The 21186-nt window shown below is 34.2% G+C and carries 14 protein-coding genes; 11 read left to right on the top strand and 3 right to left on the bottom strand.

The features are described 5' to 3' along the window. The first annotated feature begins 15 nt into the window (after positions 1–15). Positions 16–1278 (top strand): type 8 capsular polysaccharide synthesis protein Cap8O, encoded by a 1263-nt coding sequence (gene cap8O, locus ACXQH5_RS04830; protein ID WP_000779512.1) that lies wholly within the window; start codon positions 16–18, stop codon positions 1276–1278. 76 nt (positions 1279–1354) lie between these two features. After that, entirely contained in the window at positions 1355–2500 is a 1146-nt protein-coding gene (gene cap8P, locus ACXQH5_RS04825) for a type 8 capsular polysaccharide synthesis protein Cap8P (protein ID WP_000723443.1), read from the top strand. A gap of 64 nt (positions 2501–2564) precedes the next feature. Here the strand turns inward: cap8P and isdI are convergent, their stop codons facing one another. Next, positions 2565–2891 carry a staphylobilin-forming heme oxygenase IsdI gene (isdI, locus tag ACXQH5_RS04820; protein WP_000480603.1) on the bottom strand — a complete coding sequence of 109 codons (327 nt, stop codon included), beginning with the start codon at positions 2889–2891 and terminating at the stop codon, positions 2565–2567. A 6-nt stretch (positions 2892–2897) separates the two neighbouring features. Further along, positions 2898–3281 carry a YbaN family protein gene (locus ACXQH5_RS04815; protein WP_001237005.1) on the bottom strand — a complete coding sequence of 128 codons (384 nt, stop codon included), beginning with the start codon at positions 3279–3281 and terminating at the stop codon, positions 2898–2900. Positions 3282–3707: 426 nt separating this feature from the next. Between ACXQH5_RS04815 and ACXQH5_RS04810 the strand changes: the two genes are divergently transcribed. Next, on the top strand, positions 3708–5195 hold the full coding sequence (locus ACXQH5_RS04810) for an aldehyde dehydrogenase family protein (protein WP_000290392.1): 1488 nt from the start codon (positions 3708–3710) through the stop codon (positions 5193–5195). A gap of 644 nt (positions 5196–5839) precedes the next feature. Then, positions 5840–6799 carry a cation diffusion facilitator family transporter gene (locus ACXQH5_RS04805; protein ID WP_001013483.1) on the top strand — a complete coding sequence of 320 codons (960 nt, stop codon included), beginning with the start codon at positions 5840–5842 and terminating at the stop codon, positions 6797–6799. Between the two features lie 60 nt (positions 6800–6859). On the opposite strand, the gene ACXQH5_RS04800 is transcribed toward ACXQH5_RS04805, so the two are convergent. Next, on the bottom strand, positions 6860–7063 hold the full coding sequence (locus ACXQH5_RS04800) for a hypothetical protein (protein ID WP_000356963.1): 204 nt from the start codon (positions 7061–7063) through the stop codon (positions 6860–6862). Between the two features lie 178 nt (positions 7064–7241). Here ACXQH5_RS04800 and ACXQH5_RS04795 point away from each other — a divergent pair, with 178 nt between their 5' ends. The 7 genes from ACXQH5_RS04795 (at position 7242) to ausA (ending at position 21184) form a co-directional block, all read left to right on the top strand. Next, the gene (locus ACXQH5_RS04795; protein ID WP_000171922.1) at positions 7242–7754 is read left to right on the top strand and encodes a DUF4242 domain-containing protein; all 513 of its coding nucleotides are present in this window, start codon (positions 7242–7244) and stop codon (positions 7752–7754) included. A gap of 341 nt (positions 7755–8095) precedes the next feature. Further along, positions 8096–8836 (top strand): ABC transporter ATP-binding protein, encoded by a 741-nt coding sequence (locus tag ACXQH5_RS04790; protein ID WP_000590858.1) that lies wholly within the window; start codon positions 8096–8098, stop codon positions 8834–8836. A gap of 13 nt (positions 8837–8849) precedes the next feature. After that, on the top strand, positions 8850–9824 hold the full coding sequence (locus ACXQH5_RS04785; protein WP_000826679.1) for an ABC transporter substrate-binding protein: 975 nt from the start codon (positions 8850–8852) through the stop codon (positions 9822–9824). Then, positions 9821–10582 carry an ABC transporter permease gene (locus ACXQH5_RS04780; RefSeq protein WP_000197556.1) on the top strand — a complete coding sequence of 254 codons (762 nt, stop codon included), beginning with the start codon at positions 9821–9823 and terminating at the stop codon, positions 10580–10582. The genes ACXQH5_RS04785 and ACXQH5_RS04780 overlap by 4 nt, the downstream gene beginning before the upstream one ends. Before the next feature lie 12 nt (positions 10583–10594). Next, complete coding sequence (locus ACXQH5_RS04775) at positions 10595–11626, top strand: acyl-CoA/acyl-ACP dehydrogenase (protein WP_000171652.1); 1032 nt, start codon at positions 10595–10597, stop codon at positions 11624–11626. 685 nt (positions 11627–12311) lie between these two features. Next, positions 12312–13562: an MDR family MFS transporter gene (locus ACXQH5_RS04770; protein ID WP_000826848.1), complete on the top strand. Its 1251-nt coding sequence runs from the start codon at positions 12312–12314 to the stop codon at positions 13560–13562. 446 nt (positions 13563–14008) lie between these two features. Further along, complete coding sequence (gene ausA, locus ACXQH5_RS04765; protein ID WP_000605285.1) at positions 14009–21184, top strand: aureusimine non-ribosomal peptide synthetase AusA; 7176 nt, start codon at positions 14009–14011, stop codon at positions 21182–21184. Positions 21185–21186 lie beyond the last annotated feature (2 nt).

Below are 21186 nucleotides of genomic sequence, written 5' to 3'. Positions count from 1 at the left end.
TTTGGAGGTTATAGTATGAAGTTAACAGTAGTTGGCTTAGGTTATATTGGTTTACCAACATCAATTATGTTTGCAAAGCATGGCGTCGATGTGCTTGGTGTTGATATTAATCAGCAAACGATTGATAAGTTACAAAGTGGTCAAATTAGTATTGAAGAACCTGGATTACAAGAGGTTTATGAAGAGGTACTGTCATCGGGAAAATTAAAGGTATCTACAACGCCAGAAGCATCTGATGTTTTTATCATTGCCGTTCCGACGCCGAATAATGATGATCAGTACCGGTCATGTGACATTTCGCTAGTTATGCGTGCATTAGATAGTATTTTACCATTTTTAGAAAAAGGAAATACCATTATTGTGGAGTCGACAATTGCGCCTAAAACGATGGATGATTTTGTAAAACCAGTCATTGAAAATTTAGGGTTTACAATAGGTGTAGATATTTATTTAGTGCATTGTCCAGAACGTGTACTGCCAGGAAAAATTTTAGAAGAATTAGTTCATAACAATCGTATCATTGGCGGTGTGACTAAAGCTTGTATTGAAGCGGGTAAACGTGTCTATCGCACATTCGTTCAGGGAGAAATGATTGAAACAGATGCACGTACTGCTGAAATGAGTAAGCTAATGGAAAACACATATAGAGACGTGAACATTTCTTTAGCTAATGAATTAACAAAAATTTGCAATAACTTAAATATTAATGTATTAGATGTGATTGAAATGGCAAACAAACATCCGCGTGTTAATATCCATCAACCTGGTCCAGGTGTAGGCGGTCATTGTTTAGCTGTTGATCCGTACTTTATTATTGCTAAAGACCCTGAAAATGCAAAGTTAATTCAAACTGGACGTGAAATTAATAATTCAATGCCGGCCTATGTTGTTGATACAACGAAGCAAATCATCAAAGCGTTGAGTGGGAATAAAGTCACAGTCTTTGGTTTAACTTATAAAGGTGATGTTGATGATATAAGAGAATCACCAGCATTTGATATTTATGAGCTATTAAATCAAGAACCAGACATAGAGGTATGTGCTTATGATCCACATGTTGAATTAGATTTTGTGGAACATGATATGTCACATGCTGTCAAAGACGCATCGCTAGTATTGATTTTAAGTGACCACTCAGAATTTAAAAATTTATCGGACAGTCATTTTGATAAAATGAAGCATAAAGTGATTTTTGATACAAAAAATGTTGTGAAATCATCATTTGAAGATGTATCGTATTATAATTATGGCAATATATTTAATTTTATCGACAAATAAAATGTGTCAAACTAGGGCATACATGATTAAGGAAAGATAAGCTGTCATGTGTTTGAACTTCAGAGAGGATAATGTTATGAAAAAAATTATGGTTATTTTCGGTACGAGACCCGAAGCAATAAAAATGGCACCATTAGTAAAAGAAATTGATCATAATGGGAACTTTGAAGCGAATATTGTGATTACAGCACAACATAGAGATATGTTAGATAGTGTGTTAAGTATATTTGATATTCAAGCTGATCATGATTTAAATATTATGCAAGATCAACAAACGTTAGCGGGCATTACGGCGAATGCGCTTGCTAAACTTGATAGCATCATTAATGAGGAACAGCCGGATATGATTTTAGTACATGGTGATACTACAACGACTTTTGTAGGAAGTTTGGCAGCATTTTATCATCAAATTCCGGTCGGACATGTAGAAGCTGGACTTCGAACACATCAGAAATACTCACCATTTCCTGAAGAGTTAAATCGAGTCATGGTGAGTAATATTGCTGAATTGAATTTTGCGCCAACAGTAATTGCAGCTAAAAATTTACTTTTTGAAAACAAAGACAAAGAGAGTATCTTTATTACTGGAAATACAGTTATTGACGCATTGTCAACAACAGTTCAAAATGATTTTGTTTCAACGATTATTAATAAACATAAAGGCAAGAAAGTTATTTTACTAACAGCGCATCGTCGTGAAAATATTGGGGAACCGATGCATCAGATTTTTAAAGCAGTAAGAGATTTGGCAGATGAATATAAAGATGTTGTCTTCATTTATCCAATGCATCGTAATCCAAAGGTAAGAGCGATTGCCGAAAAATATTTATCTGGGAGAAATCGGATTGAATTAATTGAGCCATTAGATGCGATTGAGTTTCATAATTTTACAAATCAATCGTACCTTGTGCTGACAGATTCTGGTGGTATTCAAGAGGAGGCTCCTACATTTGGAAAACCTGTGTTGGTATTAAGGAATCATACAGAGCGTCCAGAAGGCGTTGAGGCGGGAACATCGAGAGTAATTGGCACAGATTATGACAATATTGTTCGAAATGTGAAACAATTGATTGAGGATGATGAAGCGTATCAACGTATGAGTCAAGCGAATAATCCATATGGTGATGGACAAGCATCACGACGTATTTGTGAAGCAATAGAATATTATTTTGGATTGCGTTCAGACAAGCCGGATGAATTCGTACCTTTACGTCACAAATAATAAAAAATCCCTAATCATGAAGTAGGTTTAGACAACCAGCGGTGACTAGGGGTTTTTAATATGTTTATTTTTGATAGTGGTAGCCAATATCATATTTGAATACTTTATTTGATAATATTGGACTTTGCTGTCCATCGTCATCACTTTTTAAACGTACATTTTTATGAGCTTCTTTAAATACATCGGAATTCAACCAATTATTAAAGCTATCTTCAGATTCCCAAATAGTTAAGATTTTAACTTCGTCTGTATCCTCGGTATTTAATGTTTTAGTGACAAACATTTGTTGGAAGCCTTCAATAGTTTCAATACCTTGTCTATTGTAAAAACGTTCAATCGTTTCTTCTGCACTGCCTTTTTGTAATTGTAATCTATTTTCTGCCATAAACATGGGCAATCACTCCTCTATTTTATTATTTGATTTGGGTAATGTTTTTACAAATGTAAAGAGTACAGCGGTTTGTATGATAACCATTATGATTAATCCTACACGGACTGCAAGAACATCCACCATATAAATTGAAAAACCTATTACAATGTATAAGCTAATTAAAATTTTAATTTTCTGTTGTAGCGTGTAGCCTCGATGTAAATAAAAGTTTTCTACATATTCTTTATAAATTTTTTGATTAATAAGCCAATTGTAAAAGCGATCTGAACTTCGAGCAAAACAAAAAACTGCTACGAGTAAAAAAGGGGTCGTTGGCAGTAAAGGTAATACGGCACCTGCAATACCAAGCGCTGTAAATATTAAGCCAATGACGATTAAAATAAGTCGCATTGTAAAAACTCCATTCTAGTACTAATGCGCATGTAATATTGTTTTAGTAATATAAATCATGCTAAATATAATGTGTATGATAAGTGCAATGACTCAGTAAAATGAAACGTTGTTGAATTATCCTTGTCCCATTAACGCATTTTAAGTGCGACTTTCATAACAAATAAACTATTTAATGAGAATTGTTCTCAAGTATTATAGTTATATTATGTGTTTTATTTTTGAAAAGTGCAATATGTTTTCGAAAATAAGATTATTTTTATGTGCAAAAACGACGCAAAAGTTTTAAAAATGAGACTTCTGTGAGCTGATTATTTTATAAAATGTAAACGCTTACTATATAATGTGAATCATATCGTTTAAAAGCATTATTAAATATGATGCTAAGAGATTTATATTATAGCCAATAAACAAAGGAGAGATAATATGGCAGTAAACGTTCGAGATTATATTGCAGAGAATTATGGTTTATTTATCAATGGGGAATTTGTTAAAGGTAGCAGTGACGAAACAATCGAAGTGACTAATCCAGCAACTGGAGAAACACTATCACATATTACAAGAGCAAAAGATAAAGATGTCGATCATGCCGTCGAAGTGGCGCAAGAGGCATTTGAAACATGGTCATTAACTTCTAAATCAGAACGTGCACAAATGTTGCGTGATATTGGTGATAAATTAATGGCACAAAAAGATAAAATTGCAATGATTGAAACATTAAATAATGGTAAACCGATTCGTGAGACAACAGCAATTGATATTCCATTTGCTGCAAGACATTTCCATTATTTCGCAAGTGTTATTGAAACAGAAGAAGGTACAGTGAATGATATCGATAAAGACACAATGAGTATCGTACGACATGAGCCGATTGGCGTCGTAGGTGCTGTTGTTGCTTGGAACTTCCCAATGCTATTAGCTGCATGGAAGATTGCGCCAGCCATTGCTGCAGGTAATACAATTGTGATTCAACCTTCGTCTTCAACACCATTAAGTTTATTGGAAGTTGCTAAAATTTTCCAAGAGGTATTACCTAAAGGTGTTGTCAATATACTAACGGGTAAAGGTTCAGAATCAGGTAATGCAATTTTCAATCATGATGGTGTAGATAAATTATCATTTACGGGCTCAACTGATGTAGGTTATCAAGTTGCCGAAGCTGCAGCAAAGCATCTAGTACCCGCTACATTAGAGCTTGGTGGTAAAAGCGCCAATATCATATTAGATGATGCTAATTTAGACCTTGCAGTTGAAGGTATTCAGTTAGGTATTTTATTCAACCAAGGTGAAGTATGTAGTGCAGGTTCTCGATTATTAGTTCATGAAAAAATTTATGATCAATTGGTGCCACGTTTACAAGAGGCATTTTCAAATATTAAAGTTGGAGACCCACAAGATGAAGCTACACAAATGGGTAGTCAAACTGGTAAGGATCAATTAGATAAAATTCAATCATATATTGATGCAGCAAAAGAATCAGATGCACAAATTTTAGCAGGTGGTCATCGTTTAACTGAAAATGGGTTAGATAAAGGATTCTTCTTTGAACCGACATTAATTGCTGTGCCAGATAATCATCATAAATTAGCGCAAGAAGAAATATTTGGACCAGTTTTAACAGTGATTAAAGTGAAGGACGATCAAGAAGCAATTGATATAGCTAATGATTCAGAGTATGGTTTAGCTGGCGGCGTATTTTCTCAAAATATCACACGTGCATTAAATATTGCTAAAGCTGTTCGTACAGGACGTATTTGGATTAACACTTACAACCAAGTACCAGAAGGCGCACCATTTGGTGGTTATAAAAAATCAGGTATCGGTCGAGAAACTTATAAAGGTGCGTTAAGTAACTATCAACAAGTTAAAAATATTTATATTGATACAAGCAATGCTTTAAAAGGTTTGTACTAGAATAAATAGCGTTTCTGAAGCGTGTTTGTAGGCAGTCTAGCGGTAAGTCTTAGCATGTTTACGGAGTTGTTTAGATTTTAAGCGAAACCAAATATTTAGGTACATGCATAATGATATTAGGATATAATGACTAAAATAATAGCAGTAGGATGGTTTTTAATTGCAAACCATCTTACTGCTGTTTTTAATTACGCTAATTTGCGATGCGGCTATAATTAGGACAGAGTTGTTTATTAATTATGGTGATTTAGAAATGTGAAGTTCTATATGCAAAGTCATCGTTTGTTTTAATATGCGGAACAATCATTAAAGTTATTGCGATTTTTTGAACTTAATGAAACTAAACAATAAATTTGAGATACTTTTTTGTCATTTTTATGTAACTAACACAATAATCACGTACATTATTAAAAATTTCTATATGATAGGGATAAAGCAAAGAGCGAGTGTGCTGTAAAAGTTTTTCCAAGGTGATATTACATAAAGGTATAAAGGGTAAGGATTAATGAGTTGTCATGTGAAGAACGATGGTGTATAAATCATGGTTAATTACGTAAGCATTAATATTAATCTGAGAAGCTATAAAGAATTATTTTTAAAAGCGACAATATTAAATACGACGCATTAATAGGAGTGGCAAACGTATGAATGGGAAAAAGGCGAATACGATAAACAGATACAAATATTTTCATCATGTCAATCATCAAAAAATTCAACAAAGTTCTAAAAAGACGCTGTGGGCATCACTTATCATCACATTGTTATTTACAGTGATTGAATTTGTCGGAGGTTTAGTATCTAATTCATTGGCATTACTGTCAGATTCATTTCATATGCTTAGTGATGTATTAGCACTTGGTTTATCCATGTTGGCCATTTATTTTGCAAGTAAGAAGCCGACTGCACGATACACATTTGGATATTTAAGATTTGAGATATTAGCTGCATTTTTAAATGGTTTAGCATTAATTGTAATTTCAATCTGGATTTTATATGAAGCTATTGTACGTATTATTTATCCGCAACCCATTGAAAGTGGCATTATGTTTATGATTGCTAGTATTGGTTTACTCGTCAATATTATTTTGACTGTTATCCTTGTAAGGTCTTTAAAACAAGAAGACAATATCAATATTCAAAGTGCATTATGGCATTTCATGGGAGACTTATTGAACTCTATTGGTGTCATCGTTGCAGTTGTATTGATTTACTTTACAGGATGGCGCATCATCGACCCAATCATTAGTATTGTAATTTCACTCATCATTTTACGTGGTGGTTATAAAATTACGCGCAATGCGTGGTTAATTTTAATGGAAAGTGTGCCTCAACATTTGGATACGGATCAAATTATGGCAGATATTAAAAACATAGATGGCATATTAGATGTACATGAATTTCATTTGTGGAGTATTACAACAGAGCATTATTCATTAAGCGCCCATGTTGTGTTAGATAAAAAATATGATGGCGATGATTATCAAGCGATTGATCAAGTATCATCATTGTTGAAAGAAAAATATGGCATTGCACATTCAACGTTGCAAATTGAAAACTTGCAATTGAATCCATTAGATGAGCCATACTTCGACAAATTAACATAAATAAAACATTGTAGCGCCTAAGACATTGATTGATGTCTCAGGCGCACGTTTCGTTTTGGATTATGTTGCATCATTTAAATGATTTTCGTCAATTTCTTTGATGCTATCTACATCTAACACGACATCTTTAGGTTTCAAAATATGAATATGTTTTTCATCATTTGTATGTAAAATGCGTTCTATGATGTATCTTTGACCGGCCATTGTTTCTACAGCAATCTTTTTGTTTCTTGCTAAACTTGCTACGACGGATTCTTTATCCATAATGATAGCCCCCTATATATATGTTTATTTACTTATACCCTAACATGATTTTTATACTCTTTGAAAATATATTTTACAGAATTTTATCTAAATATTTAAAAAAATCGCTCAATATCCTTGTAATCTGATAAGAATTATAGTAATATTTTTTCAACCATTGTTATAGGAGGTCTTATTAATGACATTATTTTTATTAGAAGCTAACAATCTTGATTTTGCATCAACGAAAGAAGAACTAGAAGCAAAGGCAGCATCACTATCTACGAAGACAATTCCAACATTAATTGAAGTACAAGCTACTGAAAATTTAACTCATGGTTATTTTATTGTAGAAGCAAATGACGAAGCAGAAGCTAAACAATTTTTAACCGAAGCTGGTATTAGTATTCAATTAGTCAAAGAAGTTCGCTTAGTTGGAAAAGATTTAGATGAAGTTAAAAATGGTGATGCACATGTTGATTACCTTGTAACTTGGAACATTCCAGAAGGCATTACGATGGATCAATATTTAGCACGTAAAAAGAAAAATTCTGTTCATTATGAAGAAGTACCAGAAGTTGAATTTAAACGCACATATGTATGTGAAGATATGTCTAAATGTATTTGTTTATACAACGCACCTGATGAAGAAGCGGTACGTCGCGCGCGCAAAGCAGTTGATACACCGATTGATGGCATCGAAAAACTTTAATAAGACAACAAATTGATGAGATATATGTATATAGGTTTGGCGTGGATTACGATGGCAGTTAATTAGAATAGCTCAATGCTATAAATGTAAGTAGTTGATATGGCAAAACTAATGAACTATATGCAATTATTGGCTAAAACAATCATTTTATTGAAATTTTGTAGAGCTGAAATTAATATAACGTCGTTAATTGAATAACGCTTATGTTATAAGAGCGCTCGCACCAAACCATAATCATCTATAGATATAACAATTCACGATTCAAGGGCTGTGTTTGGCATAGCCCTTTAGATATACATTTAATTCTTATTAAAACGGTAGGGGTTAAAAGGGGGCTTGTCATGATTAAAATTCAACAATTACAACATCACTTTGGATCACATAAAGTAATTCATAACTTTAATTTGGAGATTAGCAAGGGAGAAATAGTCACTTTTATAGGGAAAAGTGGTTGCGGGAAGTCTACTTTACTCAATATCATCGGTGGATTTATTTATCCATCATCTGGTCGTGTCATTATTGATAACGAAATTAAACAACAGCCGTCTCCAGATTGTTTAATGCTATTTCAACATCATAATCTGCTGCCATGGAAAACGATTAATGACAACATTAGGATTGGATTCCAACAGAAAATTAGTGATGAAGAGATTAACGCACAGCTTAAATTAGTTGATTTAGAAGGCAGAGGAAAGCATTTTCCCGAGCAACTGTCCGGAGGTATGAAACAACGTGTAGCATTATGTCGAGCGCATGTGCATAAGCCTAACGTTATATTGATGGATGAGCCATTAGGTGCATTAGATGCGTTTACACGCTATAAACTTCAAGATCAACTAGTGCAACTAAAACACAAAACGGAATCAACTATTATCTTAGTCACTCACGATATTGATGAAGCTATTTATCTTTCCGACCGCATTGTTCTATTAGGAGAAGGATGCAATATTATTTCGCAATATGATATTACAGCATCACATCCACGCAGTCGTAATGATAGCCACCTACTTAAGATTCGTAATGATATTATGGAAACATTTGCATTGAATCATCATCAAGTTGAACCTGAATATTATTTATAAGGAGTGAGTGACGATGAAAAGGTTAAGCATAATCGTCATCATTGGAATCTTTATAATTACAGGATGTGATTGGCAAAGGACGTCTAAAGAACCGTCTAAAAATGTCCAACAGCAGCAAGTGATTAAAATTGGATATTTGCCGATTACACATTCAGCTAATTTGATGATGACTAAAAAATTATTATCACAACACAATCATCCGAAATACAAACTAGAATTAGTTAAATTCAATAATTGGCCAGATTTAATGGACGCATTAAACAGTGGTCGTATTGATGGTGCATCAACTTTAATAGAGCTCGCGATGAAATCAAAGCAGAAGGGCTCGAATATAAAGGCTGTGGCATTGGGTCATCATGAAGGTAATGTCATTATGGGACAAAAAGGTATGCACTTAAATGAATTTAATAATACTGGCGATGATTACCATTTTGGTATACCGCATCGTTATTCAACACATTATCTTTTACTTGAGGAATTACGTAAACAATTGAAAATTGAACCGGGTCATTTCAGCTATCATGAAATGTCGCCAGCGGAGATGCCAGCCGCATTAAGTGAACACAGAATTACAGGGTATTCTGTAGCCGAACCATTTGGTGCACTGGGTGAAAAGTTAGGCAAAGGTAAGACTTTGAAACATGGTGATGACGTTATACCTGATGCGTATTGCTGTGTGCTAGTACTGAGAGGCGAATTGCTTGATCAACACAAGGATGTAGCGCAAGCATTTGTAAAAGATTATAAAAATTCTGGCTTTAAAATGAATGATCGCAAGAAAAGTGTAGACATTATGACGCATCATTTTAAACAAAGTCGTGACGTTTTAACACAGTCAGCGGCATGGACATCCTATGGTGATTTAACAATTAAGCCATCCGGCTATCAAGAAATTACGACATTAGTAAAACAACATCATTTGTTTAATCCACCTGCATATGATGACTTTGTTGAACCGTCATTGTATAAGGAGGCATCACGTTCATGACACGTCTCACAATTAATAAAATTATATTACCTATTATCACATTTATTATTTTCTTAGGCATTTGGGAAATGGTCATTATTATTGGGCATTACCAACCTGTATTGTTACCTGGTCCTGCTCTTGTAGGAAAAAGTATTTGGACTTTCATTGTTACTGGAGAAATTTTCCAACATTTGGCAATTAGTTTATGGAGATTTGTAGCGGGCTTTGTTGTCGCATTGTTGGTTGCTATTCCATTGGGCTTCTTGCTTGGAAGGAATCGTTGGCTATACAACGCTATCGAACCGCTATTTCAATTGATTAGGCCGATATCTCCGATAGCTTGGGCACCATTTGTTGTTCTATGGTTTGGTATTGGTAGTTTGCCAGCGATTGCTATTATTTTTATCGCTGCTTTTTTCCCAATAGTGTTCAATACCATTAAAGGAGTTAGAGACATTGAACCCCAATATTTAAAAATTGCAGCAAATTTAAATTTAACTGGGTGGTCATTGTATCGCAATATATTATTTCCCGGGGCATTTAAACAAATCATGGCTGGGATACATATGGCGGTAGGAACAAGTTGGATATTTTTAGTTTCTGGTGAAATGATTGGTGCGCAATCGGGATTAGGTTTTTTGATCGTTGATGCACGAAATATGTTGAACTTAGAAGATGTTTTAGCAGCGATATTCTTTATCGGATTATTTGGTTTTATTATTGATCGATTCATTAGTTATATTGAGCAGTTTATACTTAGAAGATTTGGTGAATAAGGAGAGATGATGATGACTTTAGAAACGCTTATCAAAGAACAATTAGATCCTCATTTAGTAGAAGTTGATGAAGGGACGTATTATCCGAGAACATTTATTCAGCAATTATTTGTAGATGGTTATTTCGGTGAGGCGGCATTGAGAAAAAATGCTGAAGTAATCGAAGCTGTATCGCAATCTTGTTTGACAACAGGTTTTTGTTTATGGTGCCAATTGGCTTTTTCAACGTATTTAGAAAATGCCACGCAGCCACATTTAAATAATGACTTACAACAGCAATTGTTATCTGGAGAAATATTAGGTGCTACCGGATTGTCTAATCCGATGAAGTCATTTAATGATTTAGAAAAGTTGAACCTTGAACACACTTATGTTGATGGACAATTGGTTGTCAGTGGACGTATGCCAGCTGTAAGTAATATTCAAAAAGACCATTATTTTGGTGCGATTTCGAAGCATGAATCATCAGATGACTTTGTAATGTTCATTCTACGTGCCAATCAAGATGGTATCACTCTTGTTGAAAAAATAAATTTTTTAGGGGTAAACGGCTCAGCAACGTATCAAATTACTTTGAATCAAGTCGTAGTGCCACAATCACAAATTATCACGCATGATGCGAAGCAATTTGCGGCAACTATTCGCCCGCAATTTATTGCTTACCAAATTCCAATAGGATTAGGCTCAATTAAAAGTTCTTTAGAGTTAATTGATGCATTTTCAAATGCGCAAAACGGAATAAATCAATATTTAGAGTATGATGTTGAAGCTTTTAAAAAACGTTATCGTCAACTTAGAGAGGAATATTATGCAATATTAGATGACGGTAACTTAACTTCACATTTAAATGAATTAATATCATTGAAGAAGGACATCGGCTATTTATTGTTAGATGTGAATCAAGCTTCTGTTGTCAATGGTGGCTCAAGAGCATACACACCATATTCACCACAAGTTCGCAAGTTAAAAGAAGGATTCTTCTTCGCAGCATTGACACCAACATTAAGACATTTAGGTAAACTTGAAGCAGAGTTGAATAGCTAACTGAATTAAGATGGTGCATAATTTTATTCGTCGAAAACTACTACCGTTTTATAGATGGTAGTAGTTTTTTTAGTGCGATTACGCATTTAAAATTAAGCGCCTAAATTATAATACAACGTTCGGGCACATATGTGTTCACTTACGCAATTATTGATAAATTTCAATCATCTGGAATAATATATAATTAGAGAGTGGGATAGAAATGATAAAGAATCACAAATGATCTATTATGTAGTGGTTCTTACACATTAGCCACAGCTAATGTGTACTTAAAAAGGAATACATGAGTAAAACTCATGCATAAGAAATACTAATTTCTAAAGAAAAAGTATTTCTTTATATTGGGGCCCACCCCAACTTGCACATTATTGTAAGCTGACTTTCCGCCAGCTTCTGTGTTGGGGCCCCCACCCCAACTTGCATTGTCTGTAGAAATTGGTGTTCCAATTTCTCTATGTTGGGGCCCCCACCCCAACTTGCATTGTCTGTAGAAATTGGTGTTCCAATTTCTCTATGTTGGGGCCCCCGCATCAACTACTGCTATATAGTCATAAATTAAATAAGTATTAAGAAGTTGAACGAGTATGTCTTGAGTGAAATGTACAATTTTTGTGAAAATACGTGAAAAATCAGGAGTCCATAAATATTGAGTTGGTTATACATGTCGAGTGAGGTGTAGTTATCAATGAAGCGATTAAGTACAACATTGAAAGTACGATTAATTAGTAATTTTTTACAATTGATTATTACGACAGCGTTTATCCCATTTATAGCATTATATTTAACTGATATGTTAAATCAATCTATCGTTGGCATATATCTTGTTGTCTTAGTGATTTTGAAGTTTCCGTTATCTATTATTTCTGGCTATATTATCGAAATATTTCCAAAAAAGTCTCTCGTGCTGATTTATCAGTTGACGATGGTTGTTATGTTAGTGTTAATGGGCATATTTAGCTCTAACCAGCTATGGCAAATCATCTGCTTTTGCATTGCATACGCTATATTCACTATCGTTTGGGGCTTGCAATTTCCAGTTATGGATACATTAATTATGGATGCAATAACGGAAGATGTTGAACATTACATTTACAAAATGAGTTATTGGATTACGAACTTATCGGTTGCTATCGGAGCTTTGTTAGGTGGATTAATCTATGGTCATAGTATGTTGATACTTTTCTTAGTCGCGGCATGTATTTTTTTAATTGTACTGGTGATTTTATATATTTGGTTGCCAGAAGACCAAAATCAATCAGTACGAACTGTTGCTAATGCGCAAACGCCTTTTTATCAACAATTTCATATTTTGAAAGTGTTGCGTAGTTATAAATCAGTTTTAAAAGATCGAAACTATATGTTAATGATTTCAGGATTCAGTATTTTAATGATGGGTGAATTCTCAACATCTTCGTATATTGCAATTAGATTAAAAGATCAATTTGAGACCATCAGCATAGGTCCTTATGATATTACAGGGGCAAAGATGTTAGCAATTTTACTCATGACCAATACTATTGGTGTCATTGTACTCACGTATTTTATTTCAAAAGTTGTATTAAAAATAGATTTTAAAATAGCTTTAGTGTTCGGTTTACTATTTTATATTGTCGGTTATAGTGGAATCACGTATCTCAATCAATTTAGCTTGCTCATCTTATTCATGATGATTGCTACTATAGGCGAAATCGTTTATTCGCCTATATTTGAAGAGCAACGCTTTAAAATTATTCCAGAAGATAAAAGAGGGACATATAGTGCTTTTCATGCATTAGGTATTCATATGTCGGAAACATTAGCGAGGTTAGGGATTGTCTTGGGTGTGTTCTTAACCTCCTTACAAATGGGGCTGTGTATGTTTATCTTGTTAGTAATGGGTGCTTTGTTACTTGTTACAGGTGTATTTAGAGGACGAAAGAAAGTAAGCATAGATTGAATTTGCTGAAACATTTATTTAATAAGTCTCTTTATATTGAAAACCTATTAATTTGGTCGTGATTAAAATAGAGATAAATTTATTAAGAATTTGTTAAAATTTAAGGATAACAATTGTTTTATGCGAGTTGTTTGTTTAATATAAACTTGCTTCATGGATATTTTGTAACAACAATATTGAATTTGCAATGAGATGTGAACAAGAGAAAGTGATTAACGAGTTGTAGTGTGCTATTTATCGAAGATGTATGTAATTTACATTGAAAAATATACCAATTGTAACGATGATACAAGATGTATTTTAGGGTAGAATATATCGCTCATATGTTGCGAATGGTGTTTTATATTAATCATTACATAACGAGTTAATTAACATTTCGTCAGTTATCATATCATCATGCAATTTCAATAAGTAATGAGTATTATGATATGAAAGAAGGACTTTTTATGATTATGGGTAATTTGAGATTTCAACAGGAATATTTTCGTATATACAAAAATAATACAGAATCAACGACACACCGTAATGCGTATTGGGTTAAACTCGCTAAAAATGTTGAAGCTACTAAAATGATGTATGCATTATCGACAATTGTGCAACAACATGCATCTATAAGACATTTTTTTGATGTTACTACCGATGACAATCTAACAATGAAACTTCATGAATTTCTGCCTTTTATTGAGATAAAACAAGTTCCATCTTCTTCCGCAAACTATGATTTAGAAGCTTTTTTTAAGCAAGAATTAAGTACTTACCATTTTAATGATTCACCTTTATTCAAATTTAAATTGTTTCAGTTCGCTGATGCTGCATATATACTATTAGATTTTCATGTGTCCATTTTCGATGATAGTCAAATTGATATTTTTCTTGATGATTTATGCAATGCATATCGTGGCAATACTGTTATTAACAATACTCGACAGCATGCACATTTAAATAGAAATGATGATAAAGACAATCAAGATGCATCGCATATAGCATTAGACTCAAACTACTTTCGGTTAGAGAATAACTCTGACATCCATATTGATAGTTATTTACCAATTAAGCATCCATTTGAGCAAGCTTTATATCAAACGTATTTGATTGATGATATGACATCAATAGATATGGCATCGTTGGCTGTTAGTGTGTATTTAGCTAATCATATAATGAGTCAACAACATGATGTCACATTAGGTATACATGTACCATCACATTTACCAAATGATTTGCACGGAAATATTGTGCCATTAACGTTAACAATCGATGCAAAAGATGTATGTCAACGTTTTACATCAGATTTTAATAAAAGTGTGTTGCAAAATATGTCGCAATTACAGTGCGCGAAGTCTTCGCTTTCATTAGAGACTATTTTTCATTGTTATCATCAAATGATGCCTTGTTGTAATGATGTTATTGAGGATGTACATCAAATACATGATGCACATACATCTTTAGCGGATATTGAAATTTTTCCACATCAACACGGGTTCAAAATTATATATAACAGTGCAGCATATGATTTGCTCTCAATCGAGACGCTGAGTGACTTAGTTCGTAATATTTATTTGCAAATTACTGAAGAAAATGGAAATGAACGAACAACTGTAGATGAACTTAATTTGATGACAGAACGTGATATTCAATTATATGACGATATCAATTTAAATTTGCCTGAGATAGATGATGCGCAAACAGTTGTTACCTTATTTGAGCAACAAGTTGAAGCAACGCCGAATCATGTGGCTGTGCAATTTGACGGAGTGTTTATAACATATCAAACATTGAATGCACGCGCGAATGATTTAGCACACCGTTTGAGAAACCAGTACGGTGTTGAACCTAAGGATCGTGTCGCTGTCATAGCTGAAAAAAGTATTGAGATGATAATAGCGATGATAGGTGTGTTGAAAGCTGGTGGGGCTTACGTGCCAATTGATCCGAACTATCCAAGTGATCGTCAGGAGTACATTTTAAAAGATGCAACGCCTAAAGTTGTAATAACGTACCAAGCTTTATATGAAAATAGTAAACAAAATATTAATCACATTGATTTGAACAAGATAGCGTGGAAAAATATTGACAATCTTTCTAAATGTAACACGTTAGAAGATCATGCGTATGTTATTTACACGTCGGGGACAACTGGTAAACCTAAAGGGACACTAATTCCGCACCGAGGTATTGTTCGCTTGGTCCATCAAAATCATTATGTACCATTAAATGAAGAGACGACGATTTTGTTATCAGGAACTATAGCCTTTGATGCTGCAACATTTGAAATATATGGTGCATTGCTCAATGGTGGAAAACTGATTGTTGCTAAAAAAGAACAATTATTAAATCCAATAGCGTTAGAACAATTAATCAATGAAAATGACGTTAATACTATGTGGTTAACCTCCTCATTATTTAATCAGATTGCTAGTGAACGAATAGAAGTATTGGTACCGTTAAAGTATTTATTAATTGGTGGAGAAGTATTGAATGCTAAGTGGGTGGATTTGCTTAATCAAAGACCGAAGCATCCTCAAATTATTAATGGTTATGGACCAACTGAAAATACAACATTTACAACGACGTATAATATACCTAACAAAGTTCCAAATCGTATTCCTATTGGTAAACCGATTCTTGGTACTCATGTTTATATCATGCAAGGCGAGCGTCGATGTGGCGTTGGTATTCCTGGAGAATTATGTACAAGTGGCTTTGGGTTAGCTGCAGGTTATTTAAATCAGCCAGAATTGACAGCAGATAAATTTATCAAAGATTCAAATATAAATCAGCTGATGTATAGAAGTGGTGATATCGTTCGTTTGTTACCCGATGGCAACATAGATTATTTATATCGAAAGGACAAACAAGTTAAGATTCGAGGTTTTAGGATTGAGTTGTCAGAGATTGAGCATGCGCTCGAGCGCATACAAGGTATTAATAAAGCTGTTGTTATTGTTCAAAATCATGATCAAGATCAGTATATCGTTGCTTATTATGAAGCGATGCATACATTATCACATAATAAGATTAAATCACAATTACGTATGACCTTACCGGAGTACATGATACCAGTTAATTTTATGCATATTGAGCAAATTCCTATTACTATTAATGGGAAATTAGATAAGAAGGCATTGCCTATCATGGACTATGTTGATACGTATGCCTATGTAGCACCGAGTACAGATACCGAACACTTGCTATGCCAAATTTTTGCAGATATTTTACATGTGAATCAAGTAGGTATTCATGATAATTTCTTTGAATTAGGTGGCCATTCATTAAAAGCAACGTTAGTGGTGAATCGGATAGAGGCATCTACTGGGAAACGATTACAAATTGGTGATTTATTACAAAAGCCAACTGTATTTGAACTAGCGCAAGCGATTGCTAAGGTTCAAGAACAAAACTATGAAGTGATTCCTGAAGCTATAGTTAAAGATGATTATGTGTTGAGCTCTGCACAAAAGCGAATGTATTTATTATGGAAATCAAACCATAAAGATACGGTGTATAACATACCTTTTTTATGGCGGTTATCATCAGAACTTAATGTAGCTCAATTGCGACAAGCAGTTCAGCATTTGATAGCGCGACATGAGATTCTACGAACACAATATATTGTTGTAGATGATGAGGTTCGACAACGTATTGTGGCAGATGTTGTAGCTGACTTTGAAGAAGTTAACACGCATTTTACGGATGAACAAGAAATCATGCGCCAATTTGTGGCACCTTTTAATTTGGAAAAGCCAAGTCAAATTAGAGTGAGATACATTAGAAGTCCATTACATGCATACCTGTTTATAGATACACATCATATCATTAATGACGGTATGAGTAATATACAATTAATGAATGATCTTAACGCACTTTATCAACATAAATTATTGTTACCACTTAAATTGCAATATAAAGACTATAGTGAGTGGATGTCGCATCGTGATATGACGAAACATAGACAATATTGGTTATCTAAATTCAAAGATGAAGTACCTATTTTAAGTTTACCGACAGACTATGTTAGACCAAATATTAAAACGACAAATGGAGCAATGATGTCATTTACAATGAATCAACAAACGAGACAGCTACTTCAAAAGTATGTAGAAAAGCATCAAATTACTGATTTTATGTTCTTTATGAGTGTGGTCATGACGTTGTTAAGCAGATATGCTCGAAAAGATGATGTTGTTGTCGGTAGTGTAATGAGTGCGCGTATGCATAAAGGCACGGAACAAATGCTAGGCATGTTTGCTAATACGTTGGTATATAGAGGGCAACCGTCACCTGATAAAATATGGACACAGTTTTTACAAGAGGTTAAGGAAATGAGTTTGGAGGCATACGAGCATCAAGAATACCCATTCGAATGCTTAGTAAATGACTTAGATCAATCACATGATGCCTCACGGAATCCATTATTTGATGTCATGTTAGTACTACAAAACAATGAAACGAATCATGCTCATTTTGGGCATAGTAAATTAACACACATTCAACACAAATCGGTGACGGCGAAATTTGATTTATCTTTCATCATTGAAGAAGATCGCGATGACTATACAATCAATATCGAGTATAATACCGATTTATATCACTCAGAAACAGTTCGTCACATGGGGAATCAATGTATGATTATGATTGATTATATTTTGAAGCATCAAGATACACTACAAATTTGTGATATACCAAACGGCACGGAGGAACTTCTAAATTGGGTCAATACGCATGTTAACAATCGAATGCTTAATGTCCCGGGAAATAAATCTATCATAAGTTACTTTAATGAAGTTGTTTCACGACAAGGTAATCATGTTGCGCTAGTCATGAATGATTTGACAATGACATATGAAACATTACGTAACTATGTGGATGCCATTGCGCACATGCTCCTATCAAATGGTGTGGGCAATGGTCAACGGGTTGCCTTGTTTACAGAACGTAGTTTTGAAATGATTGCGGCGATGTTGGCGACAGTTAAAGTAGGTGCATCTTATATACCTATCGATATTGATTTTCCGAAAAAGCGACAAGGCGCAATTTTGGAGGATGCTAAAGTAACTGCAGTCATGTCTTACGGCATTGAAATTGAAACGACATTACCAGTCATTCAATTGGAAAATGCTAAAGGTTTTGTTGAATCAAAGGAAAATGAACAATATGATGATTTACATGGCGATCAACTTGAAAACACAGCGATGTTAGATAATGAGATGTATGCTATTTACACATCTGGTACGACCGGGATGCCTAAAGGGGTTGCCATACGACAACGAAATTTGTTGAATTTAGTGCATGCATGGTCAACTGAATTGCAATTAGGCGACAATGAAGTATTTTTGCAACATGCAAATATTGTTTTTGATGCATCAGTTATGGAGATTTATTGTTGTTTGTTAAATGGTCATACGCTTGTGATTCCAGATAGAGAGGAACGTGTTAATCCAGCACAGTTACAACAACTCATTAATAAGCATCGTGTGACGGTTGCGTCGATTCCATTACAGATGTGTAGTGTTATGGAAAACTTTTATATTGAAAAATTGATTACAGGCGGGGCAACTAGTACGGCATCCTTTGTTAAATATATTGAGAAGCATTGTGGCACGTATTTCAATGCCTATGGACCATCTGAGTCAACAGTCATCACATCGTATTGGTCACATCAATGTGGTGATTTGATACCTGAGACGATTCCAATTGGCAAACCCTTATCTAACATCCAAGTGTATATTATGTCAGATGGTTTGTTATGCGGTATTGGTATGCCAGGCGAGTTGTGTATTGCAGGTGATAGTTTAGCGATAGGATATATTAACCGTCCAGAATTAATGGCTGAAAAATGGCAAAATAATCCATTTGGTAAAGGAAAGTTGTATCATAGTGGTGATTTAGCACGTTATACTTCTGATGGTCAAATTGAATTTTTAGGAAGAATAGATAAACAAGTAAAAGTTAACGGGTACCGTATTGAACTTGATGAAATTGAAAATGCAATATTAGCTATTCGTGGTATATCTGATTGTGTTGTCACAGTAAGTCACTTTGATACGCATGATATATTGAATGCTTATTATGTCGGAGAGCAACAAGTGGAGCAGGATTTGAAGCAATATTTAAATGATCATCTGCCTAAGTATATGATTCCTAAGACTATAACGCATATCGATTGTATGCCATTAACCACGAATGACAAGGTGGATACTACGCGTTTGCCAAATCCATCACCTATACAACAGTCTAATAAAGTGTATAGCGAACCATCTAATGAAATTGAGCAGACATTTGTTGATGTATTCGGAGAGGTATTGAAACAAAATGATGTCGGTGTTGACGATGATTTCTTTGAACTTGGTGGTAACTCATTAGAGGCGATGTTAGTTGTCTCGCATTTAAAACGATTTGGCCATCATATTTCAATGCAGACATTATATCAATATAAAACCGTGCGACAGATTGTTAATTATATGCACCAAAATCAACAATCATTAGTTGCATTACCGGATAATCTTTCGGAATTACAAAACATAGTTATGACTCGTTATAATTTGGGTATTTTAGAGGATAGTCTAAGTCATCGACCTCTAGGAAATACACTATTGACTGGTGCTACAGGGTTTTTAGGTGCTTATCTGATTGAAGCACTACAAGGATGCAGTCATCGCATTTATTGTTTCATACGTGCTGATAATGAGGAAATAGCATGGTATAAGTTGATGACGAATTTAAATGATTATTTTTCAGAAGAGACGGTTGAAATGATGTTATCAAACATTGAAGTCATTGTTGGTGATTTTGAGTGTATGGATGATGTTGTTTTACCAGAAAACATGGATACGATTATTCATGCAGGTGCTCGTACAGATCATTTTGGTGATGATGATGAATTTGAAAAAGTAAATCTTCAAGGTACTGTTGATGTTATACGTTTGGCACAACAACATCATGCAAGGTTAATATATGTGTCTACGATAAGTGTGGGAACTTATTTTGATATAGACACAGAAGATGTGACATTTTCAGAAGCGGATGTCTATAAAGGACAACTACTAACATCACCATATACACGGAGTAAATTTTATAGCGAATTAAAAGTATTAGAAGCTGTAAATAATGGCTTAGATGGACGGATTGTACGTGTTGGTAATTTGACGAGTCCTTACAATGGAAGATGGCATATGAGAAATATAAAGACTAACCGTTTTTCAATGGTAATGAATGATTTGTTACAACTGAATTGTATCGGGGTTAGCCTCGCTGAAATGCCTGTAGATTTTTCTTTTGTGGATACGACTGCAAGACAAATTGTCGCATTAGCACAGGTCAACACACCACAAATCATTTACCATGTGCTATCACCTAATAAAATGCCGGTGAAATCTTTGTTAGAATGCGTTAAGCGCAAAGAAATTGAACTCGTCAGTGATGAATCATTTAATGAAATTTTACAGAAACAAGACATGTACGAAACGATTGGATTAACTAGTGTTGACCGTGAACAACAACTAGCAATGATAGATACAAAATTAACATTAAAAATAATGAATCACATCAGTGAAAAATGGCCAACGATAACTAACAATTGGCTGTATCATTGGGCGCAATATATCAAAACAATATTCAATAAGTAAGT

The organism is Staphylococcus sp. SA22 (genome assembly GCF_054165785.1).
The sequence above is the reverse complement of the archived record's forward strand: the minus strand, read 5'-3'. Positions and strand labels throughout refer to the sequence as shown.